The sequence below is a fragment of the Pseudoalteromonas sp. RWi3 genome, from assembly GCF_054960735.1.
Window position 1 is genome coordinate 234914 of the sequence record NZ_JBHNYL010000003.1, and the last position, 24990, is coordinate 259903.

Annotated in this window: 24 protein-coding genes and 1 riboswitch; of the genes, 15 read left to right on the forward strand and 9 right to left on the reverse strand. The window is 40.2% G+C overall.

Annotation, left to right across the window (positions count from 1 at the left end):
- Window positions 1-19 precede the first annotated feature (19 nt).
- Window positions 20-2368 carry a penicillin-binding protein 1B gene (mrcB, locus tag ACFI4Z_RS06845; protein ID WP_462669932.1) on the forward strand — a complete coding sequence of 783 codons (2349 nt, stop codon included), beginning with the start codon at window positions 20-22 and terminating at the stop codon, window positions 2366-2368.
- A gap of 70 nt (window positions 2369-2438) precedes the next feature.
- Here mrcB and hemL read toward each other — a convergent pair whose 3' ends face one another.
- From hemL to ACFI4Z_RS06870, 5 genes are all read right to left on the reverse strand, one after another.
- Entirely contained in the window at window positions 2439-3719 is a 1281-nt protein-coding gene (hemL, locus tag ACFI4Z_RS06850) for a glutamate-1-semialdehyde 2,1-aminomutase (protein ID WP_462669933.1), read from the reverse strand.
- Window positions 3720-3767: 48 nt separating this feature from the next.
- Window positions 3768-4784, reverse strand: coding sequence for an aspartate carbamoyltransferase (locus ACFI4Z_RS06855; protein ID WP_394192285.1), 1017 nt, complete (start codon window positions 4782-4784; stop codon window positions 3768-3770).
- 83 nt (window positions 4785-4867) lie between these two features.
- Window positions 4868-5302, reverse strand: a complete 435-nt coding sequence (locus tag ACFI4Z_RS06860; RefSeq protein ID WP_462669934.1) for a CopD family protein — start codon at window positions 5300-5302, stop codon at window positions 4868-4870.
- An 18-nt stretch (window positions 5303-5320) separates the two neighbouring features.
- Complete coding sequence (locus ACFI4Z_RS06865) at window positions 5321-7003, reverse strand: chloride channel protein (protein ID WP_462669935.1); 1683 nt, start codon at window positions 7001-7003, stop codon at window positions 5321-5323.
- 260 nt (window positions 7004-7263) lie between these two features.
- Entirely contained in the window at window positions 7264-8547 is a 1284-nt protein-coding gene (locus ACFI4Z_RS06870; RefSeq protein ID WP_462669936.1) for a type 2 periplasmic-binding domain-containing protein, read from the reverse strand.
- Window positions 8548-8768: 221 nt separating this feature from the next.
- Between ACFI4Z_RS06870 and erpA the strand changes: the two genes are divergently transcribed.
- Both erpA and ACFI4Z_RS06880 read left to right on the forward strand, forming a co-directional pair.
- Entirely contained in the window at window positions 8769-9107 is a 339-nt protein-coding gene (gene erpA / locus ACFI4Z_RS06875; protein ID WP_099294890.1) for an iron-sulfur cluster insertion protein ErpA, read from the forward strand.
- Window positions 9108-10110: 1003 nt separating this feature from the next.
- Window positions 10111-10350, forward strand: coding sequence for a helix-turn-helix domain-containing protein (locus ACFI4Z_RS06880; protein WP_058560149.1), 240 nt, complete (start codon window positions 10111-10113; stop codon window positions 10348-10350).
- A gap of 40 nt (window positions 10351-10390) precedes the next feature.
- Here the strand turns inward: ACFI4Z_RS06880 and ACFI4Z_RS06885 are convergent, their stop codons facing one another.
- From ACFI4Z_RS06885 to ACFI4Z_RS06900, 4 genes are read right to left on the reverse strand one after another with little or no spacing between them, the layout of a single operon-like run.
- On the reverse strand, window positions 10391-11779 hold the full coding sequence (locus tag ACFI4Z_RS06885; protein ID WP_462669937.1) for an AmpG family muropeptide MFS transporter: 1389 nt from the start codon (window positions 11777-11779) through the stop codon (window positions 10391-10393).
- A 57-nt stretch (window positions 11780-11836) separates the two neighbouring features.
- Window positions 11837-12457 (reverse strand): peptidylprolyl isomerase, encoded by a 621-nt coding sequence (locus ACFI4Z_RS06890; RefSeq protein WP_462669938.1) that lies wholly within the window; start codon window positions 12455-12457, stop codon window positions 11837-11839.
- A gap of 2 nt (window positions 12458-12459) precedes the next feature.
- Window positions 12460-13014 carry a YajG family lipoprotein gene (locus ACFI4Z_RS06895; RefSeq protein ID WP_462669939.1) on the reverse strand — a complete coding sequence of 185 codons (555 nt, stop codon included), beginning with the start codon at window positions 13012-13014 and terminating at the stop codon, window positions 12460-12462.
- Between the two features lie 2 nt (window positions 13015-13016).
- Window positions 13017-14165 (reverse strand): methyltransferase, encoded by a 1149-nt coding sequence (locus tag ACFI4Z_RS06900; protein ID WP_462670015.1) that lies wholly within the window; start codon window positions 14163-14165, stop codon window positions 13017-13019.
- A gap of 42 nt (window positions 14166-14207) precedes the next feature.
- Between ACFI4Z_RS06900 and ACFI4Z_RS06905 the strand changes: the two genes are divergently transcribed.
- The 12 genes from ACFI4Z_RS06905 (at window position 14208) to ACFI4Z_RS06960 (ending at window position 24771) form a co-directional block, all read left to right on the forward strand.
- Window positions 14208-14804 carry an alpha-ketoglutarate-dependent dioxygenase AlkB family protein gene (locus ACFI4Z_RS06905; RefSeq protein WP_462669940.1) on the forward strand — a complete coding sequence of 199 codons (597 nt, stop codon included), beginning with the start codon at window positions 14208-14210 and terminating at the stop codon, window positions 14802-14804.
- A 74-nt stretch (window positions 14805-14878) separates the two neighbouring features.
- The gene (locus ACFI4Z_RS06910; protein ID WP_462669941.1) at window positions 14879-15190 is read left to right on the forward strand and encodes a BolA family protein; all 312 of its coding nucleotides are present in this window, start codon (window positions 14879-14881) and stop codon (window positions 15188-15190) included.
- Window positions 15191-15290: 100 nt separating this feature from the next.
- Window positions 15291-16484 (forward strand): enoyl-ACP reductase FabV, encoded by a 1194-nt coding sequence (gene fabV, locus ACFI4Z_RS06915; RefSeq protein ID WP_462669942.1) that lies wholly within the window; start codon window positions 15291-15293, stop codon window positions 16482-16484.
- A gap of 381 nt (window positions 16485-16865) precedes the next feature.
- Complete coding sequence (locus tag ACFI4Z_RS06920) at window positions 16866-18209, forward strand: Na(+)-translocating NADH-quinone reductase subunit A (RefSeq protein ID WP_394192275.1); 1344 nt, start codon at window positions 16866-16868, stop codon at window positions 18207-18209.
- 4 nt (window positions 18210-18213) lie between these two features.
- Window positions 18214-19416: an NADH:ubiquinone reductase (Na(+)-transporting) subunit B gene (locus ACFI4Z_RS06925; protein ID WP_462669943.1), complete on the forward strand. Its 1203-nt coding sequence runs from the start codon at window positions 18214-18216 to the stop codon at window positions 19414-19416.
- Complete coding sequence (locus ACFI4Z_RS06930) at window positions 19409-20158, forward strand: Na(+)-translocating NADH-quinone reductase subunit C (RefSeq protein WP_462669944.1); 750 nt, start codon at window positions 19409-19411, stop codon at window positions 20156-20158. Before ACFI4Z_RS06925 ends, ACFI4Z_RS06930 begins: the two co-directional genes overlap by 8 nt.
- Window positions 20158-20790: an NADH:ubiquinone reductase (Na(+)-transporting) subunit D gene (locus ACFI4Z_RS06935; RefSeq protein ID WP_462669945.1), complete on the forward strand. Its 633-nt coding sequence runs from the start codon at window positions 20158-20160 to the stop codon at window positions 20788-20790. The genes ACFI4Z_RS06930 and ACFI4Z_RS06935 overlap by 1 nt, the downstream gene beginning before the upstream one ends.
- Window positions 20791-20800: 10 nt before the next feature.
- Complete coding sequence (gene nqrE, locus ACFI4Z_RS06940) at window positions 20801-21409, forward strand: NADH:ubiquinone reductase (Na(+)-transporting) subunit E (protein WP_054205555.1); 609 nt, start codon at window positions 20801-20803, stop codon at window positions 21407-21409.
- Window positions 21410-21428: 19 nt separating this feature from the next.
- Window positions 21429-22658 carry an NADH:ubiquinone reductase (Na(+)-transporting) subunit F gene (nqrF, locus tag ACFI4Z_RS06945; RefSeq protein ID WP_462669946.1) on the forward strand — a complete coding sequence of 410 codons (1230 nt, stop codon included), beginning with the start codon at window positions 21429-21431 and terminating at the stop codon, window positions 22656-22658.
- Window positions 22659-22755: 97 nt separating this feature from the next.
- Entirely contained in the window at window positions 22756-23787 is a 1032-nt protein-coding gene (locus ACFI4Z_RS06950) for an FAD:protein FMN transferase (RefSeq protein ID WP_462669947.1), read from the forward strand.
- An 81-nt stretch (window positions 23788-23868) separates the two neighbouring features.
- Complete coding sequence (gene nqrM, locus ACFI4Z_RS06955; RefSeq protein WP_135473143.1) at window positions 23869-24081, forward strand: (Na+)-NQR maturation NqrM; 213 nt, start codon at window positions 23869-23871, stop codon at window positions 24079-24081.
- A 72-nt stretch (window positions 24082-24153) separates the two neighbouring features.
- The gene (locus ACFI4Z_RS06960; protein ID WP_462669948.1) at window positions 24154-24771 is read left to right on the forward strand and encodes a histidine phosphatase family protein; all 618 of its coding nucleotides are present in this window, start codon (window positions 24154-24156) and stop codon (window positions 24769-24771) included.
- A gap of 27 nt (window positions 24772-24798) precedes the next feature.
- Window positions 24799-24925, forward strand: a riboswitch (cobalamin riboswitch).
- Window positions 24926-24990 lie beyond the last annotated feature (65 nt).

The following is a 24990-nucleotide window of genomic DNA, read 5'->3' on the forward strand; positions in this document are numbered from 1 at the left end:
TGGAATATATAGCAACGTAATGGCCGATAAAAAAGAACCACGAACATCTAAAACCCCACCAAAGCGCTCTACCAAAAAGACAGCTAGTAAGGCTGCAAATACTGCAAAAAAAACCACAAAAAAAAGCGCAGTTAAAACACCGAATAAGCGTAGTCTCAGTTTTAAAGTTTGGTCTGTACTTTGGAAGCTAACTCTTGCTGGCATTGTGGCAATGGCGCTTTATTTAATTTATTTAGATGCAAAAATAACACGCCAGTTCGAAGGTAATAAATGGCAGCTTCCTGCTCAAGTTTATGCACGTGCTATGAGCTTCTATCCTGGACAATTTTTGTCAGCTCAAGAAGTGATTTGGGAACTTGATAGGCTAAATTACTCATCGGTTAATAAATTAAGCCGCACCGGACAATATATAAAAGCGGGCGATAGCCTTAAAATTTATCGTCGTGAGTTTGAGTTTTTTGATGGTCTTGAAGGTTCACAAGTAATTGAACTACGATTTGCTGGGCAGAAGTTGGCGACAATCAAAGACAAATTTGGTCGACGTTTGAATAGTGCGCGTTTAGAGCCCGTACAAATTGCCCGAATTGGTAATGATTCGAAACAAGATAGAGAGTTTGTTCCCCTAGATAAATTTCCTCGCATGCTTAAAGACACTTTACTCGTTGTAGAAGATCAAAAGTTTTATGAGCACCATGGCGTATCTGTGTTATCAATTATGCGTGCATTATACAGCAACATTAAAGCTGGTCGCACGGTTCAGGGCGGCAGTACGCTAACTCAGCAGCTAGCAAAGAATATTTACTTAACCCGTGACCGCACACTTATTCGTAAGTTTAATGAAGCACTTATCGCGTTGATCCTTGATTATCGTTATTCTAAGGATCAAATCTTAGAAGCGTATTTGAATGAAGTATACCTTGGCCAATCGTACAACCAAGGGGTGCATGGCATGGGTTTGGCATCTGAGTTTTATTTTTCTAAACCCGTTGATGAGCTTGAGTACGATCAAATAGCCTTATTGGTGGCTATGGTTAAAGGACCTTCTTATTATAATCCGCGAAGGTACAGTGAGCGTACGATGGAACGCCGTGATCTTGTTCTACGTTTGATGGTAGATAATAAATTGATAAATACGCGAGAATATCGTGCTTCACTAAAGCGTCCTATTGATATCGCGCCAATGAAAGACAGTTTACCTAAGTCCTATCCTGGTTATTTAGAGCTGGTGGATCGTGAGTTGAAACAACTCCTACCTGATCAGGATGTGCTTGATGCCGGCGTTCGAGTCTTCACCTATTTTGATTTACAAAAACAATCCGCGATGGAAGATGCCATTACAAAGAGCATTCCTTACCTTGAAAAACGCGAAACCACAGAGCAATTAGAAGCGGCTATGGTTTCAGTAAACGTTGAAAAGGGCGGGATTTCTGCATTGGTAGCAGGCCGTGATCCACGCTTTTTAGGGTTTAACCGCGTATTAGATACCAAACGTAATATTGGCTCTTTAGTTAAGCCCGCAGTTTACTTAACGGCGCTTGAGTCTCCTAATTATAACCTTGCAACTTTACTTGATGATTCACCTGTACAGGTGACTAATGAGCAAGGTCAAGTGTGGCAACCAGAGAATTTTGATCGCCAATATCGTGGCATGATGCCCATGCACAAAGCGTTTAGTAAAAGTATTAATATTCCTGCGGTCAATCTCGGTTTAGATGTTGGCGTTGACAATGTTGCAGGTACGCTTACAAAGCTTGGTGCCAAAGGGCATATAGATCAGTATCCTTCATTGTTATTAGGCGCTGTTGAAATGTCGAGTTTAGAGGTTGCTCAGCTTTATACAACACTTGCTGCAGATGGTGAGTATAGAGAGCTTACATCAATTTCAGCATTAACCGACTCAGTCGGAAAAGTACTTTATCAACATCAGGTTATTTCTGAGCCTCGATTTGATAAAGCGTCTGTATACATGACTAAATATGCCATGAAGCGAGTGACTAAAGATGGCACCGCTAAGCGCTTAAATGCGCACTTTCCATCAATTCAGTTAGCCGGTAAAACAGGCACCAGTAACGATTTGCGTGATAGTTGGTTTGCAGGCTTTGATCAAAGCACTGTTACTGTTGCATGGCTTGGCCGTGATGATAATAAGAGCACCGGCTTGACGGGAAGTGTAGGGGCACTTGAGGCTTATATACGCTATCTTAAACCCCTAAATCCAGAATCAATAGCCGATACGCGCCCGCCGTCTATTCGCTGGGCTTTTGTGAGCGAAGAGACCGGTTTGCAAGCACCGCCAGGCTGTGGCAAAGTTATTCAGCTGCCACTTAGAGCGAGCGAATTTGAACCGAGGCCTCGGTGTCAGTATTAAACGCAGTTAATGTTATTTAGAGCATAAAAAAAAAGCCCTTACGGGCTTTTTTTATAGCAAAACAGGTGGATTAAAGTTTTGCAAATGCGCGTTCTGCAGCGGCGATAGTATCGGCAATTTCTTGCTCTGAGTGCTCAGAACAAACAAAGCCCGCTTCAAATGCTGAAGGGGCTAAATATACACCTTCTTCAAGCATCAAGTGGAAGAACTTTTTAAAACGCTCTAAATCACACTGAGTTGCTTGTTGGTAAGTGGTTACTTTTTCTTGCTCAGTAAAGAAGAAGCCATACATACCACCGGCGTAGTTAGTTGTCAGTGGAATGCCGGCTTTATTAGCAGCCGCTTCAAAGCCTTCACAAATTGCTTTGCTTTTTGCTTCAAGTGCATCATGTAGGCCATCAACATCTAATAATTCAAGCGCTTTTAAGCCAGCAGCCATCGCTATTGGGTTACCAGAAAGCGTGCCTGCTTGATATACAGGTCCTACTGGGGCAATGTAATCCATAATCTCAGTTTTACCGCCAAACGCGCCAACTGGCATGCCACCGCCAATCACTTTGCCTAAACACGTCAAGTCTGGCTTAATGTTGTAATACGCCTGTGCACCACCAAGGGCTACACGAAAACCAGTCATGACTTCATCAAAGATAAGTACTGATTTGTATTCGTCACACACTGTGCGCAGGCCTTCTAAAAAGCCTTCTACAGGAGGGATACAGTTCATGTTACCTGCTACGGGCTCTACGATAACACAAGCAATATCGTCAGCGTATTTTGCAAAAATAGCCTTAACTTCGTCTAGGTTATTAAACGATACAGTTAAAGTATGTTTAGCGAAGTCCTCAGGAATACCCGGAGAGTTTGGTACACCCATTGTTAACGCGCCAGAACCTGCTTTAACCAATAATGAGTCTGCATGACCGTGGTAGCAGCCTTCAAACTTAAGTATTTTGTCACGACCAGTGTAACCGCGAGCTAAACGAATCGCGCTCATGGTTGCTTCTGTGCCTGAGCTTACCATGCGTACTTTTTCAATAGATGGTACTAGCTGCTTTACTTTTTCTGCCATGAAAATTTCGGTTTCGGTTGGCGCCCCGTAGCTTAAACCATTTTCAACAGCGTCAAGTACCGCTTGTTTGATAGCAGGGTGGTTGTGACCCAAAATCATTGGTCCCCATGAACCAACGTAGTCAATATAACGGTTACCATCAGCGTCAAAAGTAAACGGACCTTGCGCTTTGGTAATGAATAGAGGCGTGCCGCCTACGCCGTTAAAGGCACGTACTGGAGAGTTAACGCCACCCGGGATTGATGCTTGGGCGCGGGCAAATAAATCTTGGCTAATTGTCATGAATATTCCTATTGAGTTTTCATGGTTTATTTTGAAATAAAGTATTGCTTAACTGTTACGTTTACGGCTAAACCAAGGTACTTCAACTTCATACTTTTCAACTTTGTCTGCAACATCTAATGTTAATGCAAATAACGCCATGCGAATTAGCACGCCATTTTGCACTTGACGGAAAATAGCAAGGTTATCATTACTATTTAAATCGTTGTCGAGCTCATTCGCTTCTAAGCGGCTGTCACGCGGTAACGGGTGCATTAACACTGAGCTTGGTTTACAGTGTGCGTTGTAAATTGATTGACTTATGCGGAAACCTCCGCGGTATTTATTGGCTTCTTCTTGCGATGGGAAGCGCTCTTCTTGGATACGTGTTTGATACACGATATCAGCTGCTAGGTTGCCTTCCATTTTATCAACGAGTTCAATCTTATGACCTGCATTATCAACAGCGTCTAAGATGTAACTTGGCATTTGTAAGCCATCAGGTGCAACCATTGAGAATTTTATATCTTTGTAATGACACAGCAGCTTAGACAGTGAATGAACGGTACGACCGTATTTTAAATCACCAACAAGCGCTATATGCATCCCATCTATACCTTGCTCAAAGCGATTTAGTTCACGCTCAATCGTTAATAAGTCGAGTAACGCTTGCGTTGGGTGCTCGTTAGGACCATCCCCTCCATTTATTACTGGAACAGAGCAGCCAGTTGCAAACTCAGCGACAGAGCCTGCATCTGGATGACGCATAGCTACTGCATCTGCGTAAGCCGAAATCACACGAGCAGTGTCGTAAAGTGACTCACCTTTAGCAAGGGCTGAGCTTTGCATACCTGTGGTTTCACGAACGAGCCCACCTAACAAATTAAAAGCCGTACCAAAGCTCACTCTAGTGCGCGTGCTTGGTTCAAAGAATAGGTTTGCTAAGATGGCGCCTTCTAATACATTGGTACGTTTTTGCTTTTTAGCATACGGTTCCATTTTTTTGGCTACTGCAAAAATACGTTCAATACAGTCTCTGTCGAGCTGATTAACAGAAAGAATATTTTCACCTTGGAAACTTAACATTGGGTTATTCCTATTACATTGAAATGGGGCGCGATCAACCATGAATCATGGGCACGCAATCGCGCGATATTATAACAAATTTTTTATAAACTGGGCTTAGTTACCGCTAAAAATACAATAACAAGTAGTAACAGTACTGGCAGCTCATTGAAAATACGATAAAAACGATCAGTGCGTCTATTTCTATCGTGTTTAAAGTCAGCCAATAACTTAAAGCAGTAGGCATGGTATGCATATAAAATTATCACCAGTACTAATTTGTAATGTAACCACATGCTGTATTTAAACCATTCGCGGCCATATTCTACAATCATCAGGACACCAAAAATAGTGGTTAAGAACGCAAAGGGAGTCACAAAAAACAGTAGTCGGCGTTCCATTATTTTAAGCATTGAGCTGCAGGATTTTTCTTCAGTCATTGCGTGGTAAACAAATAAACGAGGCAAGTAAAATATGCCCGCAAACCAGGCTATCATAAAAAAGACATGTAAAGCTTTATAGACAAGTAAGGCACTCATAGAGATCTCTTTAATTGATTATAATAGTGTATTTCGTATCGTTAGAATGTGGCGGATTTTATCCCAACGCATTATCCCCATAATTTGTTGGTTATCCATCAAATTATAAATGTAGACAGCGCCAGAACGCTTATCTTTTAACAGATCAAACGCATCAGCTAGTGTTGCTTGGCTGCTAAGCCCCTGAAGACTTATATAATTGATAGAGATGTTTTGATCTGACATTAAACTTAAATCATATTCGGCTAATCGATAGCCGTTTTCAGCGTCGTGTACAATCAGTGGAGTTTGGCTATCAAGGGCATCTAAGCTTGCTTTAATTTGTTCTTTATCATCGCTGTAAAGCAGCTTAAATTGCTCGTCCATTTCATCCATTACACCGACTTTTTGTAAGGCTTCTGTTGCTGGCGATATTTGATATTCTAGCCCTTGGAAATCTAACTGCTGCATGAAAATAGACCTGTTACCAAATACTTGCAGAGCAGTTACGTAGGCAGTTGAAATTACCAACATGGCAGGCACAATTATTTCAGGGCTCGATGTGAGCTCCATTACCGTGGTTAATGCCGCAAGAGGTGCATGTAATGTGGCAGCGAGTAAGCCTGCCATTCCTAATACGCTATAGGTGCCGGCAATATCTACACCTGGGCTTATAAATTGTGCGAAAAACGCCATAAGTGTACCCATTAAAACCCCAAGCCCAATGACTGGGCCAATGATCCCGCCAGGAATACCTAGGCCAATTGCAAATAAAGTTGCAAGAAGCTTGGCGATTAAGATGGTGGTTAAAAACTGCAGATCATCTGGAGACTCTATTGCTAGCGTAATTGCGCTCATACCGGAGCCCATCGCATGAGGCACTAAATAAGCAATTAACCCCGCAATAAGGCCTGCCAGTAATAGCCGAGGGAACATACTCAAAGGTTTAAAGGTACGAATGATCAGCATTAAGTTTTGATTAAAAGCAAATGCAACCGCGCCAAGTGCCATACCAAAAACGATGAGGAACGGATAGTGCCAACCAGAAAGGGGAGTAATGGTGATCAAGGCCAATTCTGATGCATTACCAAAAACAAACTGTGTAGCCAGAGCACCAGTTACTGCTGCCAGCATAATTGGGACAAAGATATGTACTTTGTACTCTCTGAGTACTACTTCCATAACAAAAATTACAGCAGCTAAAGGTGTGTTAAAGGAGGCCGCTATCCCAGCTGCAACCCCACAACCGCTTAGTGTACGCATTGAGTTATGAGGTAAATGTAGTCTGTCAGCGAGTAAACTTGCACCAGTCGCCCCTAAATGAACAGAAGGACCTTCTCGGCCAACAGAAAAACCACTGATCAGTGCTAAAGCTCCCCCAACAAATTGGTTCACGGTGTTATATAAAGGCATTTGACCGTAATGCTTTTTTATTCGGTGTATAACAAAAGGGATGCCCAAACGATAATGTTTAAAACCAGTAAGTGCTGCAAATGATGCGATTATTAATGCAGCTCCTATTGGAAGCAGCACACGTTCAAGAGTTGGCAGGGTGGTGAAATCATCAGGCGTACTCAGAAATAAACTCTGGAAAAACATGATGGTGAGGCGAAAGAATATTATTAAAATTGCGGCAATTAGCCCTGCGCACACGCCAAGCAAGCATAGTTGAACAGATGTCTTAGGCTTTGCTAGTTGACGCCTCAGCGTTTCGAGCCACATGCATATTTCCTCACAGCACATTTTGAGTGACAAGTTTACCAAATCAAACCTGTTAAGTCGTTGGCATTTTTAAAATATATTTCACATCGGAGTAGGTTTTTCTGACCTTTGATGATTGAACTTGTTTAACCCATGCTAAGCTCTTTGGCATTTATGCTGCGTTATCGCTAATTTATAAGAAGCAGCTATATTAGTCGGGTAAGCTTTGCTTAAGAACTTAACGCATGGTTGAAAAATGAGTCTTGGTAGATAAATAGAACCTAATGATGAGAAGATATTGGGCCTGTTTCATTTAGTTTTTCTGAAATTGCCTTTGATAGCTCAGGGATCAGAGGGGCGTGGATTTTATTCAATATTGTATTAACTTTAATGTCTCTGAGCTTAAAAAAATTAAATTCTTTTTTAAGCTGCAACTGCATGTGTTCGGTTGCGGGGTAAATAATATAATCGGCTCTGTTTTTTTTCAGCATATTAAGTGAGCCTTCTATGCTTTCGAGTTCAATTAGTTGGGCATTTATTGTGAATTCAGATAACAAAACTCGATTGTCTTGAGTACTTATAATTTTATTGCCGTGAGAGCTTAGTACATTGCTATTGCAGGGTAGGTTTTTTTTACACAATAAAGCGAGGCTGATAGTGCCAAGGCTAGGTTCGATTAACGCAATATTATCGTAATTTTGCATATTTTGGTTTGCTCGAACAACATCGCCGTCAACTATACCGGCATCAACTAGTAATAACCCACGTTTAGTCGGTGTTGTTTGAATCACTGTTTTGATACCTAAGTCTTTATAAATAGACTGCATAAACTCTGTAAATGGTTGTGCTGTAGGGACATCCACTTGTGTTAAAAGTAATTTTTTAGGTCTTCGATAATGAGTATGTTCATCATAAGAGGTTTGTAGAAATGTATTTAATTGATCAATTCGACTCAAGTTGTCTGGCGTATTTCGCAAAGCAAGTACCAGCGTCACATTACTAAATTGTGTGATTGTTTTTGGCAGTTTTAGTTGAAAACGTTGAGCCAAAAAGCGAATCACATTTGGCTCAACAATAGCAAGCTCAGAATTATTCTCATTGAGCCTTTTGAGTAATGCTAAATCACTATCAACGCTGATAACATTATTTGCATAGCTAGTAATTAATTCAAAAGCGGTTTTAGGATACTTATAGTTATCTACGGTAATAATTTGGCTATTTGAAAAGACAGTATCAAGATCACTTTGATGTTGGTGATAATTAGCTGCAACAACAGAAAGTTCAGATGTGGCTATTTTTTTAGATGAAACAAACCCTTCAGTTACTTCACTGGGCCAAGCAGGAAAGTAACCAACGTAGTTGGCGTTTCTAGCTAATCTTTGTGCTTCTAGCCACGGATGATATTCAACTTTGAGCGTGATATTGTTTTTCTTTAATAACGATCTTAGCTGAGCAATTGCATCACCGCCATTGGGCATGTTTTTGCTCGCATAGGGGGGCCATTCCAGTGAGGTAATAGTCCAGGTTTGCTGCTCACCACTGACATAAAAGGTAGGAAGTAACATTAATAAAAACAATAATAAAGTGGGTTTTGATAGTTGCATTTAAAACGAGAGTTTGTATTGAATATGCTTAGTATAGGGTACCTATAACAAATGGTTATTATTTTTTCCTTTTTGTTGAGTATCACTTTATAACTAATCAAATTAGTAAAGGTGGGTGGATACTTGATTAAAACACTCGGGTATTAGATAATCACCCTAATACAGGAATTGAGGGGTTGGGTATGTCAGAAGAATTACCGATTAAATTTAGTGACGCTGCGGCAATCCGCGTTAAGCAATTAATTGATGAAGAAGAGAATCCGGAACTTAAACTGCGTGTTTATGTGACAGGCGGTGGTTGTTCTGGTTTCCAATATGGCTTTACTTTTGACGAGAAAGCGAACCCAGGCGACTTAGAAATAGTGAAGAACGGGGTTACCTTAGTTGTTGATCCAATGAGTATTCAGTATTTAGTTGACGGTGAAGTTGATTATACAGAAGGGTTAGAAGGGGCAAGATTTTTTGTTTCTAATCCAAATGCAACGACTACCTGTGGTTGTGGCGCTAGTTTTAGCGTATAACTTCAAATAAATTAAGCCGCTAAGCAGCGGCTTTTTAATTTTAGACTTTTTTATTAACTTTTCTGCCTGTAATCTACTCTCACTTTTAATTCCTTCCTTTTGGTTAGCAATTCTTCCGTGATTTTTAAGTTCTATCACACTCTTTTGGCTACTAAATAGCACACAATTTTAGTTAGTGTTGTTTTGCGTAAATATATGTTCATTGGGTATTGTTGAGCTGTAAATTGTTGTGGATAACAATATAGTGTTATTCATAATTTAAACGATGTATTTATCTAAAGCGATTAATACAAATAGAAGACGAATTAAAATAAGTCCTAAACAATTGTTCATATATTCAGCATTACACCAAATCTATAAAAATTTAAATTAGTAGTGTTAGAGCCTAAAGGACACAAACCCAAACGAAATGCTCATTTTTTATAGTGAACCTCAGAGACTCTAAGCTCGGTGCTCGCGTATTGTGTTGTACAAAAAAACACCTTTAAGTATTAAAAATACCCAGCCTTAATTCTGTGTGACTTGAATCATTAGAATAAAAAAGCCTAAGACAAGCGCTGAAAACGCTAAAATGTATATAAAGCCTTTTTTACCTTGTTTAATAGGGACACCATTTTGTTTAAGAAAAAAGTACCAAATAATGCAAAGTACGACCGGTAATAAAAAGAGTAATCTAAACATAATTCCCTCAATTGGTTGAAACGTGTTCTTTTTCAATTTTAACTTATTGATTTTAAATTTAAAAAAAATTCATCGCAAAGTGAGTTTAAAAAAATAAATTATTTGATACATTAGTGTTATTCAAATAATTTAATATTTTATTTGTTGTTCTATTAACAATAGCTATTTTCATTCTTTAACTTTTAGTTTACCTTTTAGGTGAGCTTAAAGTTTTTTATTTCACATGCTTTTATATAGTATATAATGTATCCAAGAGTGAGACGGGCAAAATTTCATTCTTATTTTAATTTAACTCTAAATCATCTAGTAGGAGATGTTTTTTATGATGGGTAAAACAGTTTCTTCTGAAGAAAACTCAAAATTGACCAAGTGGCTTAAAGTAAAACGCCATGAGAAAGGCCATACAATGCGTAGCCTTGCACAAGTATTAGGTACGCCGCACTCTTTTATTGGTAAAATTGAAAATCAAGAACGTCGTTTAGATGTGATTGAGTTTTTACGCTATTGCGATGCATTAGAAGTAGACCCGTATGAAGGTCTAGGCTTATTAAAAGAAGATTAATCCGTTAATCATTTTTTTTTGCTAGTGCAAGGAAGCGCTTTCACACTTTACTATTATTGTGATAGTTATTTTCAAGCTCATAAAGCTTATGCCTAATTACATATAAAAATATCAAGGATGGTAGTACCATTAACGCAGTTAGAATAAAGAATAACGACCAGTTCCCACCTAGCCAGTCATCTATCACCACTCCACTGTAACTTGAAAGTAGTGTTCTTCCTAAATTACCTAATGAGGCTAATAATGCATAATGTGTAGCGCTAAACGCACGATCACACAACATAGAAATAAACGCAACCATAGCGACTAAAGACCATGCTTGTGTAAAACCATCGACTACGATTGCCATCGCATACAAATACTCCTCGGGACCTGCAAGAGCTATCCATGAGAACATTAAGTTGGATGCAGCCATTGCTACACCACTAATAAACAAACCTTTAACAATGCCGTACTTGTGATTAAATATACTCCCTAAAAATGCGAATATTATGGTGATTAGCCCTGTACCTAGTTTTGAGTAATTGGCAATTTGAGTATTTGAGAAGCCGACCTCTTTATAAAACACAATCGACATGCGTGCCAAAAAGGCCTCACCAATTTTAAATAGAAATATAAAGGCGAGCAGCGCTAAAGCTGTTTTTACACCGTTTCGCGCGAAGAATGTCTTAAATGGATCTAAAACAGTTACAGCTAGCCAAGCAACGACTTTTGCTGATTGTGAGTCAGTGGCATTGCTAGCAAGCTTTGCTTGATAGATACGCTCTAACTCTTCGTGGACCGCTTCACGATTTGAGACCGGCTCTTTTGCCCAAAAAACACAGCTCATTAGTAGTAGCATCAAACCCGCTAGAAAGTAATAAACTTGTGGCCAACCAACGCTGGGAATATCCGCCATATAAAAAGGAATAGCGCCCAGTAATGCATAACCGCTCCACCAACCTGAAGTCGCCATTGCAGCAGCAGCTGTGGCTTTATGGCTTTCGTTCTCCTCGAGGGTATCTATCCTAAACGCATCGATGGCAATATCTTGCGTGGCTGATGCGATAGCAATTAATAAGCATAGTGCAGCTGCGATAGCTAAATGTGCTGTTATATCTAAACCGGCTAGTAAAAGCACACCCAATAAGATAAAGCTTTGGCAAAAAAGTATCCAGCTGCGACGCTGGCCAAGCCATTTATACAACAAGGGCAGTTTGATGCGATCAACTAAAGGAGACCATAAAAAGTTGATGCTGTAAGCACCAAATACAATGCCAAATAGGCCAATCATACTGCGGCTCAAACCTTCGTCTTTTAGCCACGCAGACATAACTGAGCCAATCAATACCCATGGAAAACCACTACTCATACCAAATATGAAAACGTTAATTAACCGTTTGTCTTTAAAGTAAGAAAAATATTCAGTAATTGATAAGTTGTTTTTCATAGCGCCTTCATTGGCAAAGAGGGATACAAGGGGCTTTATTTTAAAGCCCCATAAATATTATAAAGGAGTCGGCTCTAATACAGCCATATTTAAAATCACAACCGGGGTTTTAGGCACAAAATCGTACCCAATCTTTTCGTTAAACCCAGTTTCTACCTGCATTATTTTATCTAAGGTTTCATATCCGTCCATTACCATACCAAATACCGCAAAGCCCCATTCACGGCCTGGGTTAAGGTGGTCATTGTCATCCATATTAAAAAAGAACTGGCGAGTACCAGAGTGTGGTTGACGGTCTTGATACGCCATAGCGATACTATACATATCATTTTTTGAGCCATTGCCACTTTCATTAAATATAGGATCGCCTTCGTAAACGCCATCGTATTCTTTGTCGTAACCTCCGCCTTGTATTACAAAATCTCGCTCGTTTTCCATATCGCGTTCAACACGGTGGAATACGGTACCATTGTAGCTGCCATCCATTACATACGTTAAAAAGTTATTGACGGTAATAGGGGCTTTAGAGCGATCCATTTCAACGATGATTTTACCCATTGTTGTACTGATTTCCACTCGTGGGAACATATTGTTTTTTTGTACAAAGCGCCCTTCAGTTGCAGCGGTTATGTTTTGGCTAATAAATAATAATGCAAAAAATAAAAAAATACGTTTCATATTTAACCTTCTAAAAATGCTAACAATTCTGAGTCTGATACCATGCGTGTTATTAACTGCTCAGTCAACTTATTGAGTTGACCTTCAATTTTTGCTCTATCGTGATTAAGTGGCGCTTCTAGACTGGCATTGCCACGGTACGTTTTACTAAAGTTGCTGGTACTTTTAATGACGCGCAGACCCAACTCGATTTTTGCATCACTGGTGTGAGTTAGCATTTTTTCAGTAACTATGGCCTGAAGTGTATGGATATCAACCTCAAATCTAGTCGTTGCTAGATTAGATATGCTGGCGCCGTTGCGACTCAACGCACTATCGATCACACTTTTAATTGATTCTGTTAAGCCTTGGCTCGCAATTGTCTGTGTTTTATCGTCGTTTATTAATTTAAGTGTGGCGCTGTCGCCCCTTAAGTCGATTACACTTGTGTTCAAGCTTTGGCTAATTGAGCTTATTTTTCCACCTTGGTATGAAGGATTAAGAATCATTTGATTAGGTTGGCTACTACATCCGCCAAGGGCTAATAAAATACAGCAAGGTAATAGGTAGTTTTTCATCGTTATAGCATCCCATTATTTTTAGTTGCACTTAAAACAACAAACTTTTTATTTGATCCAAGTAACCGACAATTGCCAAACATGCGCTTTAGTTTGTCATGATAGTCTAAATGACGGTTTCCAATAATACGTAGTTCACCACCATTTTTTAAGGTGTCTTTAGCTTGTTTAAACATCTGCCATGCAATATGGTCTGTGACGGCTTGTGCTTGGTGAAAAGGCGGATTACATAAAACTACATCAACACTTTCACGCTCAAAACCAGTTAAACAATCATTTTCGATAAATGAACACTGCTCAAATTTATCTTCCATATTGAGCTCAATATTTAGTCGTGCTGACTCAACCGCCATGTATGACTCGTCAACAAATGTCATTTCAGCATTGGGGCAACGCGATAATGTCATTAAACCAACCACACCATTACCACAGCCTAGATCAATAATTTTTTTTGTTTTAGTAGTTTGAGGTAAATAGTTAAAAAAGAACCGTGCACCAATATCTAACGAGTCTCGAGAAAACACATTTGCATGATTACTAATTGTATAGTCAGTGCCTTCAAGTGGCCAATTAACGGGAAAATCTGCGGCTTTGTATCCACCCTGAGCTTGGCTAATTATCAAACGTGATTTTTTTACCGCTAAGCTGGTTTTCGTTTCGCCAATATACTGCTCAAAGGCTTTAATCGTCGAATTATGAATATCTTTGGTTTTACCCGCTGCGATGACAGGCGTTCCTGGCTTAAGTACTTCACTTAACTCTGAAAGTTGGTATTGCAGAAAACCAAGCGTGCGCGGTACTTTTAAAATAACTAAATCAATGTCATCAGGCAATGCTGATAAGCTATCGAGCTGACTAAATGAATGAGTCGAGACTTTGTTTTCAGCTAAATTGTATGCAGCAGCTTGATGACTAATGTAAGAGTCATTAACTGAACAAGCTGTTAACCCTTGTTTAGAAAAGTAACATGATAAAGCACCAAAGCTATCATTAAAAATGAGTAAAGAGCGACAACTAGGATAATGTTCAGTAACATAGTCAATAAGGTATTCGTCAGCTGAATCCCAAGCTTGAAGGCTACGGTTTTTTTGATCTAATGGAAAACGTTCTAGAGTAAAGGTTGTTTCGCCGAGCTGTGCTTGCGTTGTCATAATAGTTAAGTGATCAGAATCAAATGATAGGTAAATTCTAACATGCAACGGCAAAACGCCAACCCCCAACAGCTACCAAATGGCTTTTCTTATCAAAGAAGTGCCCTCAGTGGGCAAAAAAGTCTCGATTTATTTTATTATTTACAGCAAAACCTACCATGGCAACAGCCAGTAACGACGGTTTATGGAAAGACGGGGCCTATTCCAAGGCTGCAATGCTTTATTAGTGATAGTAATATTGAATATGGATATTCGCAGAGCAAATTAACGGTAGAGCCCTGGCCAGATGTGTTATTAGCCATGCGAAAAAGGTTAGAGCGTCATTTACAGCAGCCTTTTAACTCTTTATTGATTAATTACTATCGTGATGGCAACGACACGATGGGGTGGCACAGTGATGATGAAATTGAACTTGGCGCACAACCCACCATAGTATGTATTTCTCTTGGCGCAGAGCGTGCGTTAAAAATAAAAAATAAAGCGAGTAATAAAGTAAGTGAAATAAAATTACACAGTGGTAGCTGTTTAGTTATGTATGGTAACAGTCAGCGCGACTACCAACATGCAATTACTAAAAGAACGACACTGCACCATCCACGTATGAGTTTAACCTTCAGATACATAAAACAAACTCGCTAGCTATAATTTTGTTAGCCAAGACACTTTGCAACTTGATATAGTTGATAAATTAGTTAGTTATGGGTTGGTCCTTTATGTCAATGCAAGAACAAATACAAAGCAAAATCGCAGATGCAATAGCTTGTAAACACCTCAATGTAGTCAATGAAAGCCATATGCACAGCCGTGGTGAAGATTCACACTTTAAAGTGGTTGTTGTTAGTGAAGAGTTTAGCGGCAAGCGTTTGTTGCAACGTCACCGTCAAATAAATGAAGTATTAAAAGATGAATTAGCAAATCATATTCATGCATTAGCAATTCACACATTTACACCCGAAGAGTTCAGTGAGCAAAGTGGTCAGATTGCTGACTCGCCAAGTTGTTTAGGTGGCTCTAAATTAGATTAATGGTCAGGTTTGACAGTTAACGTTACTGATCAGACCTGTGTTTTTACAATTAGCCTTTAAACTAGCGCTAATTTTTATTGAGATAGATATAGGATGATCAATGGTCATTAAGCCTAAAATTCGCGGATTTATCTGTACAAACGCCCACCCAGTAGGCTGTGCAGAGCATGTACAAGAACAAATTAACTATGTAAAACAACAAGGAGCATTAAAAAATGCACCTAAAAATGTATTAGTTATAGGTGCGTCTACAGGCTATGGCCTTGCCTCACGCATTACAGCTGCGTTTGGCGGCGGTGCTAAAACTCTAGGTATTTTCTTTGAAAAAGAAGGCACTGAGCGTAAAACAGGTTCAGCAGGTTGGTATAACACGGCAGCATTTCAAAATGCAGCAGATGAAGCAGGTTTATGGTCTAAAAATATTAATGGTGATGCGTTCTCAAACGAAATCAAACAAAAAGCGATTGATACAATTAAAGCTGACTTAGGTAAAGTCGATTTAGTTATCTACAGCTTGGCATCTCCTCGTCGTACAGATCCAAATACAGGTGAAACGTACTCTTCTACACTTAAGCCAATTGGCGATTCAGTTACGACTAAAAACCTTAATACGTCAAAGCGTGAAATTGATGAAATAACAGTAGAAGCAGCAAGCCAAGACGATATCGACAACACCATTAAAGTAATGGGCGGTGAAGATTGGGAAATGTGGATTGATGCGCTTAAAGAAGCTGACGTACTTGCTGATAACTTTAAGACCAGTGCTTATACTTACATCGGTAAAGAACTAACATGGCCAATTTACGGTCATGCAACAATTGGTAAAGCAAAAGAAGACTTAGACCGTGCCACTGTGGCTATTAAAGAGTCTACCAAAGCATTAAACGGTGAAGCGTATGTATCTTCACTTAACGCGGTTGTTACTCAAGCAAGTTCTGCAATTCCGATTATGCCTCTTTACATTTCAGCACTATTTAAAGTGATGAAAGCAGATGGTACCTATGAAGGTACGATTGAGCAGATCCATGCTTTATTTACCGAAAATCTCTATGGTGATTCACCACGCTTTGATGATGGCGGACATTTATTCCAAAACTACAAAGAGTTGGAAGATGATGTTCAAGCACGTATTCAAGCCGTATGGGACAGCGTAACCACAGAAACAATCGATGAACTAACAGATTATGTTGGTTACCATAATGAGTTCTTACGCTTATTTGGATTTGGTATCGACAGCGTTGATTACGACCAAGATGTAGAGTCTATAGCAAACATTACGAACATGATTGACTAATTTTGTTTGTTCATTAAAAAAGTCGCTGCGGCGACTTTTTTAATGCCTGTATTTTATTGTTAGGTTTATTTACAGCTATTTACTGTTTAATTCTTATCCTTACTCGCGAGCAATTGCACTTTGGTCTATATTGAATTTTATTCAAATGTGACTATTGAGCTAAATTACTGCTCCTGTCGTATAAATTTCATATTTCCACTCGCATAGTGCCCCTGATTGATGTTAAAATTCGGGCAATATATGTGAGGAGTTTTACTGCGTTGCTTGTTTTGTATCCTAAACAGGCAGTTCTTTGATACCTTGAATTTGCTCGGTAATCAAAATGGCGACGTGGTTGGTACGATTTTTCAGTTTCTTTCCGTTAATGTAGTGCAAGTGCGTATGATCAACATAAAAAAAGGTCTGGACTTACCCATAGAGGGCGCACCTCAGCAAGTTATTCATGATGGCTCTGCCGTCAAACGTGTAGCTGTGCTAGGTGAAGAGTTTATTGGTATGCGTCCAACCATGCATGTTCGTGTGGATGACCAAGTCAAAAAAGGCCAGGTACTTTTTGAAGATAAAAAGAACCCAGGCGTATTATTTACTGCCCCAGCTGCTGGTACAGTAAAAGAAATTAATCGTGGTGCAAAACGTGTGCTGCAATCTGTTGTTATTGAAATAAACGGCAGTGAGCAAATCACCTTTGACTCTTTCAAGGCAGATGAGCTTTCGAGCATCGACCGTGAAAAAGCCAAAGAAGTACTTATCCAGTCAGGTCAGTGGACGGCACTTCGTGTGCGCCCATTCAGCAAAGTAGCGGCTGTGGATGCAAATCCTAGTTCTATTTTTGTGACGGCTATCGACACAAACCCATTAGCTGCAGATCCTGCGGTTATTATTGCCGAAAATGCGCAAGCATTTGAAGCGGGTCTTGCTGTGGTATCTCGTTTGACTGATGGTAAAGTATTTGTTTGTAAACAAGCAGGCAGCCAAGTACCTAGTTCATCAATTCCTCAAGTAGAAGTACATGAGTTTGGTGGCGTACATCCGGCTGGCCTTGTTGGCACACATATCCATCACTTAGACGCTGTTTCTGCTAGCAAACAAGTTTGGCATATTGGTTACCAAGACGTTATTGCGTATGGTCACCTATTCCTTACTGGTGAAATCAGCACAGACCGTGTTATTTCTCTAGCGGGTCCTCGCGTTAAGAACCCTCGTTTAGTGAAAACTCAACTAGGTGCTTCGTTGGACGATTTAGTAGCGGGTGAATTAGAAGACGGCGATAACCGTGTTATCTCTGGTTCTGTTCTATCTGGTTCTACTTCTGCCGGTCCTCAAGCGTTTTTAGGTCGTTACCATGTTCAAGTATCTGTTTTACTTGAAGGTCGCGAAAAAGAACTGTTTGGTTGGATTCGCCCAGGTAGTGATAAATTCTCTGTAACACGCACTTTCTTGTCTCACCTTACACCAAGTCGTTTATTTAAAATGACTACGTCTACAGGTGGTTCAAAGCGTGCCATGGTGCCAATGGGTAACTATGAGCGTGTTATGCCGTTAGATATTCTTCCAACGCCTTTATTACGTGATCTAATTTCTCGTGATTTAGACGGTGCAATCACATTAGGTGCACTTGAGCTTGATGAAGAAGATTTAGCGTTATGTACCTTCGTTTGTCCAGGTAAATACGAGTATGGTTCAATCCTACGCGATTGCTTGACTACAATCGAGAAAGAGGGCTAGAGAGATGGGTTTAAAGAAATTTCTTGAAGATATCGAGCCGCATTTTGAAGCCGGTGGTAAACATGAAAAGTGGTATGCCCTGTATGAAGCAGCAGCAACTATTTTTTACACCCCTGGTTACGTAAATAAAGGCGCGACACACGTACGCGATAACATCGACCTAAAACGCATGATGATTTTAGTGTGGATGGCAACATTCCCAGCGATGTTTTTTGGTATGTTCAATATAGGTCATCAGGCCGCCGGTGCATTGGCACAAGGTTTTGAACTAGCAAATTCTTGGCAAGTTGGTTTGTTTCAGTTATTTGGTGGTGAATTAACCGCTAACTCAGGCTGGGGCGCTAAAATGTTCTACGGGGCATGTTTCTTCTTGCCTATATACGCAGTGACATTCGCCGTGGGTGGTTTCTGGGAAGTGTTGTTCGCTTCAGTGCGTAAGCACGAAGTAAACGAAGGTTTCTTCGTAACCTCTGTATTGTTTGCACTTATTCTTCCTGCAACTATCCCATTGTGGCAAGTTGCGCTGGGTATCACGTTCGGTGTTGTAATCGCTAAAGAAATCTTTGGTGGTACTGGCCGTAACTTCCTGAACCCTGCGCTTGCTGGTCGTGCGTTTTTATTCTTCGCATATCCTGCACAAATTTCAGGTGACACAGTATGGACAGCAGTAGATTCGTTCTCTGGTGCAACTATGCTAGGTCAAGCGTTTGTTGGTTCTCTTGATTACAGCAACATGGCTCTTTGGTGGAATGCTTTTTACGGCTTCATTCAAGGTTCAGTAGGTGAAACATCTACCCTTGCAGTGATGATCGGTGGCTTGTTCTTAATTTACGTTCGAATTGCTTCATGGCGCATCGTGCTAGGTGTATTCCTAGGTATGGTTGCAACTGCATTCTTATTAAATGCAATTGGTTCAAACACAAACCCTGTATTTGCAATGCCTTGGCATTGGCACTTAGTGTTGGGTGGTTTTGCCTTTGGTATGTTCTTCATGGCGACAGACCCTGTGTCTGCGGCATTTACAGACAAAGCAAAATTCGCGTATGGTGCACTTATTGGTGTGATGGTAGTAATGATTCGTGTAGTAAACCCAGCTTTCCCTGAAGGCATGATGCTAGCAATCTTGTTTGCTAACTTGTTTGCTCCATTATTCGATCACTTTGTAGTGCAAGCTAATATCAAGCGGAGGTTGGCACGTAATGTCTAGTAATAACGAATCAATCGGCAAAACGCTAACCGTTGTTGTTGCACTATGTTTAGTGTGTGCAATCATCGTATCGTTTGCTTCAGTTCAGCTTCGCCCTTTACAGCAAGCTAACAAAACGCAAGATATTCAAAAAAATATCTTGGCTGCAGCAGGTATCGACGCAGTTGAAAATATCTCTGATACGTTTAACGCTAAAATCGAAGCGCGTGTAGTCGATATGAACACGGGTGAGTTTGTTGCTACAGACCCAAATAGTTTTGATTTTGAGAAAAGTAAATTCGACCAAAAAATCAGTATTGCTTTGAAAGCTAACGGTATCAAAGATATCGCAGGTATTCAGCGTATGACTACTGAGTCACCAGTTTACATCTCTAAAAAAGCAGATGGCTCTACAGATGCTATCATTTTACCAATCCAAGGCTATGGTCTTTGGGGTGTAATGTATGGTTTCTTAGCGCTTGAAAGCGATGGCGAAACGGTTAAAGATATTAACTTTTACAAGCATAACGAAACACCAGGCTTGGGTGGCGAAATTCAAAACCCACAATGGACAGCAATGTGGAGCGGTAAAGAGTTACCAATCAATGTTGTTAAAAGTGGCGCTAAAAATGAGCATCAAGTTGATGGCTTATCAGGTGCAACTTTAACGTCTAACGGTGTTGATCACGCAGTTGATTTTTGGACTGGCGAAAACGGCTTTGGTCCTTTCCTTGCGAAAGTACGTGAAGGAGCGTTGAAATAATGGCTGATACTAAAGAAATGAAGTCGGTTCTATTTGGACCGGTATTCGCAAACAACCCAATAGCACTACAAGTACTTGGTGTTTGTTCTGCACTTGCAGTGACATCTAGCTTAAAAAATGCACTTATCATGTCAATCGCATTGACTTTGGTTACAGCGTTTTCAAGCTTATTCATCTCACTGATTCGTAACCAGATCCCATCATCTGTTCGTATTATTGTGCAAATGACTATTATTGCATCGTTAGTAATTGTTGTTGACCAAGTATTACAAGCATTCTCTTACGCTACGGCAAAAGAGTTGTCTGTATTTGTTGGCCTAATCATTACTAACTGTATCGTAATGGGTCGTGCAGAAGCATACGCGATGAAATCACCACCAGTTATGTCATTCCTTGATGGCATCGGTAATGGTCTTGGTTACTCAGTCGTGTTACTAACAGTTGGCTTTATTCGTGAGCTATTTGGTAAAGGTACACTGTTTGGCGCTGACATCATTCCGCTTGTGCAGGATGGCGGTTGGTATCAACCTATGGGTCTATTGATTTTACCACCTAGCGCATTCTTCATCATTGGTTTATTCATTTGGGTACTTCGTACTTATAAGAAAGACCAAGTAGAAGCGAAAGGATAAGGGGCAGACAATGGAACATTATATTAGTTTATTCGTAAAAGCGGTTTTCATTGAAAACTTAGCTTTGGCCTTCTTCCTAGGTATGTGTACTTTCCTTGCTGTATCAAAGAAAGTAACAACGTCTATCGGTCTAGGTGTGGCAGTTATTGTGGTATTGGGTATTTCAGTACCAGTTAATAATTTGGTTTATCATGCGGTTCTTGCACCCGGTGCACTAGAGTGGCTTGGTTACCCAGAAGCGGATCTTAGCTTCTTACGTTTCTTGACGTTTATCGGTGTTATTGCAGCATTGGTACAAATTCTTGAAATGGCATTAGATAAGTTCTTCCCTGCACTTTATAACGCGTTAGGTATTTTCTTGCCGTTGATCACAGTTAACTGTGCGATCTTTGGTGCGGTATCTTTCATGGTAGAACGTAACTATAACTTCACTGAATCAGTGGTGTATGGTATCGGTTCTGGTGTTGGTTGGGCGCTAGCAATTACTTTACTTGCTGGTATTCGTGAGAAAATGAAATATTCAGACGTGCCAGACGGCTTACGTGGTTTAGGTATTACCTTCATCACTGTTGGTCTAATGGGTCTTGGCTTTATGTCATTCTCTGGTATTTCACTTTAAAAGGTAGCGAGGATAAATCATGAGTAATGAGATTTTCTTAGGCGTTGGTGTTTTCATCGCTATCGTTGTACTACTAGTTTTAGTTATCATTGGTGCTAAATCTAAGTTAGTTGCAAGCGGTGACATCATCATCGGCGTAAATGGCGATCCAGATAAAGCCATTAAAACATCAGCAGGTAGTAAACTATTAGGTGCACTATCTGATTCAGGTATTTTCGTATCGTCTGCATGTGGTGGCGGTGGCTCTTGTGGTCAGTGTCGTGTTCACATTCATTCAGGTGGTGGTGATATCTTACCAACTGAACTTGACCATATCTCTAAAGGTGAAGCCCGTGAAGGCTGTCGTTTAGCGTGTCAGGTAAATGTTAAAAATGACATGGAAATTGAACTTGAAGAGTCAATTTTCGGTGTTAAAAAATGGGATTGTGAAGTTATCTCTAACGATAACAAAGCAACATTCATTAAAGAGCTTAAACTGCAAATACCTGATGGTGAATCAGTACCGTTCCGTGCTGGTGGTTACATTCAAATTGAAGCCCCTGCGCATCACGTTAAATACGCTGATTTCGATGTACCAGAAGAGTATCGTGGCGACTGGAACCATTTTGGTTTCTTCAAGCTGGAGTCAAAAGTAGACGAAGAAACTATTCGTGCTTACTCAATGGCTAACTATCCAGAAGAAGAAGGCATCATCATGCTTAACGTGCGTATTGCTACGCCGCCGCCAAGAGATTTAAGCTTACCTTGTGGTAAAATGTCATCGTACATTTGGTCACTTAAAGAAGGTGATAAAGTAACTATCTCAGGTCCATTCGGTGAGTTCTTCGCGAAAGAAACTGACGCTGAAATGGTATTTGTTGGTGGTGGTGCTGGTATGGCGCCAATGCGTTCACATATCTTTGACCAACTTAAGCGTTTAAACTCCAAGCGTAAGATGAGTTTCTGGTATGGTGCACGTTCTAAGCGTGAGATGTTCTACGTAGAAGACTTTGACGGCTTAGCGTCTGAAAACGATAACTTCGTATGGCACACTGCACTTTCAGATCCACAACCTGAAGATAACTGGGAAGGCTATACAGGCTTTATCCATAACGTGTTATTTGAGAACTATCTTAAAGATCACGAAGCGCCAGAAGATTGTGAGTTCTACATGTGTGGTCCTCCAATGATGAACGCTGCGGTTATCACTATGTTGAAAGACTTAGGTGTTGAAGACGAAAATATCTTACTAGATGATTTCGGTGGCTAACACTGATACCAAAACACGTTAGTTTTGGTTAGAATATAAGCCTCGTAACAATGTTTGTTACGAGGCTTTTTTTATTTCAAATTTTAAGTAGGCTGCCATGAATAAAGTATTTCACCCGCAGGCACTCGTTGCCTTTTTGTTTATTTTTCTCACTCTATTCATATCAGGTTGTGGTCAAAGTGATGAGCCTAAAGAGCTCTACCTTGAGGGCAGAACCATGGGGACGACTTATCACATCAAAGCATATGCAAAACAAGAAAAGTTGGACTCGCTTAATTTACTCCCAGAGGTCGAAAAATTGCTAAAAGGCGTGAATCAATCCATGTCGACCTATATTAAAGATTCAGAGATAAATAACTTTAATCGCATACCTGCAGGCCAAGTCATGCCGATTAGCGCTGATTTTAGAGCGGTTGTCGCAGAGTCTATTCGTTTAGGTGAGTCGACAAAAACATTAGATGTCACCATGGGGCCATTAATTGATTTATGGGGATTTGGTCCTGATAAAAAGCCAACTAAACGCCCAACGGACGAAGAATTAGCTAACATGATAGCTAAAATAGGTGTTGATAAATTAAAACTGACTGAGCAGGGGTTAGCAAAAACGATTGACGGCTTAGAGCTCTCGTTTTCTGCGACAGCAAAAGGATATGGTATTGATAAAGTAGCAGAGCTACTTGAAAGCCACGGCATAACTGATTACATGGTTGAAATAGGTGGTGAGCTGCGTATTTCTGGTAAAAAGCCGAATGCTAAAGAGTGGCGTATCGCTATTGAGCAACCTGACGCCGAGCCGGGTACGCGAAAGGTACACCGTATTTTAGCGCCAGGTAATAATGGTATGGCTACATCGGGTGATTATCGCATTTTTTATGAAATGGATGGTGTGACTTACAGCCACTTAATTGACCCTGTCACAGGTATGCCAACCCGACATGATTTGGTATCGGTTACTGTATTGCACCCCTCAGCGATGACAGCTGATGGGCTTGCTACTGCATTGACTATTATGGGCATGGATAAAGCCCAAGCGTATGCAGAAAAAAATGATTTAGCGGTCTATCTTATTGCTAAATCGAAGGATGGTTTAGTGACTTATTCGAGCCCTGCTTTTAAACCCTATTTGTAGCCAAGCGCAAAGCGGTTTATAATACACACAGCTCAATATTGATTGAGCGTTATTTTATTGCTGAACAACAGGGGCTAAGCAATGTCACTTTTTCTTCTTACTTTTGGTTTACTTATATTAATTGTCGCAGCAATGGCAATTGGCATGATAATGCAGAAAAAATCTATGGCTAGTAGCTGTGGTGGTCTAGGCTCAGTAGGTATTGATAAAGCCTGCGATTGTGATGACCCATGTGATAAGCGTAAAAAGCGCATGGCAAAAGAGCAAGTTTGGAAAGAAAACCAAATTTTATAAGCTCAGAATTATTTTATAAAAAGCGCCTTTTTAAAACAGGCGCTTTTTTTGTCCTTTTTAAAGTGATAATCCATGCAGCCTTTTTCAGCTAAAGTATATTTTTTACGTCACGGCGAGCTTGAGCAGCAAAATGTATTAGCGGGGCGTAGCGACTTTGAGTTGAGCAAAAAGGGTGTTCAGCAGTTAGAAGATGCAGTTGTTGGGCTTTGCGATATCACCACTGTAACAAGCTCTCCCTTGAAGCGTTGTAAACTATTTGCTCAACAGTTAGCAAATACTCGCCAACTCCCACTCAATATAGACATTACAATTGCAGAGTATGATTTTGGTGATTGGGATGGGCAAAGCTATGAAGCACTTTGGCAGCAAGCCAGCTCACCGACAATTGGAGACTTTTGGCAAAATCCTTGGCAAGTTACCCCACCTAATGGCGAGCCAATGAGCGTGTTTTATAACCGAGTTGAAACGTGGTGGCAGCAATTGTTAGCGACAATAACGACACAAAATGCAGGTGCACATTTGGTAATAACCCACGCTGGCGTTATGAAACAAATATTAGCATTTGTTTGTCAGCTCCCGCGTGAATCTCTTATTAGCCAAAATGTGTTTTCAATCCCTTATGCTGGTCTTATTTGTGTTGATGTTTTCATTGATGAACAAGGTGAAGCTTGGCCTAAAATTGTTTTTTAGTATGATTTTAGCCATCTAGAAAGATATTAATTGAAATATAAACTCACCCGCCCATAATAGGGGGGTATTTAGGAATGAGGTGTAAGTCCTCAACTGTTCCCGCAACTGTAAGTCACAACCGTGATAAGTCAGATACTAAATACGTATAACTTATTTTATTCATTGAGCGGGTAAACTCACTTTTTTCACATGCATTTTGCGTGTGTCTATTGTATTGGG

Bases quoted from the DNA above. Each gene is read 5' to 3' on its own strand.
- ACFI4Z_RS06860 (WP_462669934.1), bottom strand. From the start codon at position 5,302: ATGAGTGCCTTACTTGTCTATAAAGCTTTACATGTCTTTTTTATGATA.
- nqrF (WP_462669946.1), top strand. From the start codon at position 21,429: ATGAGTAATGAGATTTTCTTAGGCGTTGGTGTTTTCATCGCTATCGTT.
- ACFI4Z_RS06885 (WP_462669937.1), bottom strand. From the start codon at position 11,779: ATGAAAAACAACTTATCAATTACTGAATATTTTTCTTACTTTAAAGAC.
- ACFI4Z_RS06950 (WP_462669947.1), top strand. From the start codon at position 22,756: ATGAATAAAGTATTTCACCCGCAGGCACTCGTTGCCTTTTTGTTTATT.
- erpA (WP_099294890.1), top strand. From the start codon at position 8,769: ATGTCAGAAGAATTACCGATTAAATTTAGTGACGCTGCGGCAATCCGC.
- ACFI4Z_RS06855 (WP_394192285.1), bottom strand. From the start codon at position 4,784: ATGTTAAGTTTCCAAGGTGAAAATATTCTTTCTGTTAATCAGCTCGAC.
- ACFI4Z_RS06900 (WP_462670015.1), bottom strand. From the start codon at position 14,165: ATGACAACGCAAGCACAGCTCGGCGAAACAACCTTTACTCTAGAACGT.
- ACFI4Z_RS06865 (WP_462669935.1), bottom strand. From the start codon at position 7,003: ATGTGGCTCGAAACGCTGAGGCGTCAACTAGCAAAGCCTAAGACATCT.
- mrcB (WP_462669932.1), top strand. From the start codon at position 20: ATGGCCGATAAAAAAGAACCACGAACATCTAAAACCCCACCAAAGCGC.
- ACFI4Z_RS06920 (WP_394192275.1), top strand. From the start codon at position 16,866: ATGATCAACATAAAAAAAGGTCTGGACTTACCCATAGAGGGCGCACCT.
- ACFI4Z_RS06870 (WP_462669936.1), bottom strand. From the start codon at position 8,547: ATGTTACTTCCTACCTTTTATGTCAGTGGTGAGCAGCAAACCTGGACT.
- ACFI4Z_RS06960 (WP_462669948.1), top strand. From the start codon at position 24,154: ATGCAGCCTTTTTCAGCTAAAGTATATTTTTTACGTCACGGCGAGCTT.
- ACFI4Z_RS06890 (WP_462669938.1), bottom strand. From the start codon at position 12,457: ATGAAACGTATTTTTTTATTTTTTGCATTATTATTTATTAGCCAAAAC.
- ACFI4Z_RS06935 (WP_462669945.1), top strand. From the start codon at position 20,158: ATGGCTGATACTAAAGAAATGAAGTCGGTTCTATTTGGACCGGTATTC.
- nqrE (WP_054205555.1), top strand. From the start codon at position 20,801: ATGGAACATTATATTAGTTTATTCGTAAAAGCGGTTTTCATTGAAAAC.
- ACFI4Z_RS06930 (WP_462669944.1), top strand. From the start codon at position 19,409: ATGTCTAGTAATAACGAATCAATCGGCAAAACGCTAACCGTTGTTGTT.
- nqrM (WP_135473143.1), top strand. From the start codon at position 23,869: ATGTCACTTTTTCTTCTTACTTTTGGTTTACTTATATTAATTGTCGCA.
- ACFI4Z_RS06895 (WP_462669939.1), bottom strand. From the start codon at position 13,014: ATGAAAAACTACCTATTACCTTGCTGTATTTTATTAGCCCTTGGCGGA.
- fabV (WP_462669942.1), top strand. From the start codon at position 15,291: ATGGTCATTAAGCCTAAAATTCGCGGATTTATCTGTACAAACGCCCAC.
- hemL (WP_462669933.1), bottom strand. From the start codon at position 3,719: ATGACAATTAGCCAAGATTTATTTGCCCGCGCCCAAGCATCAATCCCG.
- ACFI4Z_RS06905 (WP_462669940.1), top strand. From the start codon at position 14,208: ATGCAACGGCAAAACGCCAACCCCCAACAGCTACCAAATGGCTTTTCT.
- ACFI4Z_RS06910 (WP_462669941.1), top strand. From the start codon at position 14,879: ATGTCAATGCAAGAACAAATACAAAGCAAAATCGCAGATGCAATAGCT.
- ACFI4Z_RS06925 (WP_462669943.1), top strand. From the start codon at position 18,214: ATGGGTTTAAAGAAATTTCTTGAAGATATCGAGCCGCATTTTGAAGCC.
- ACFI4Z_RS06880 (WP_058560149.1), top strand. From the start codon at position 10,111: ATGATGGGTAAAACAGTTTCTTCTGAAGAAAACTCAAAATTGACCAAG.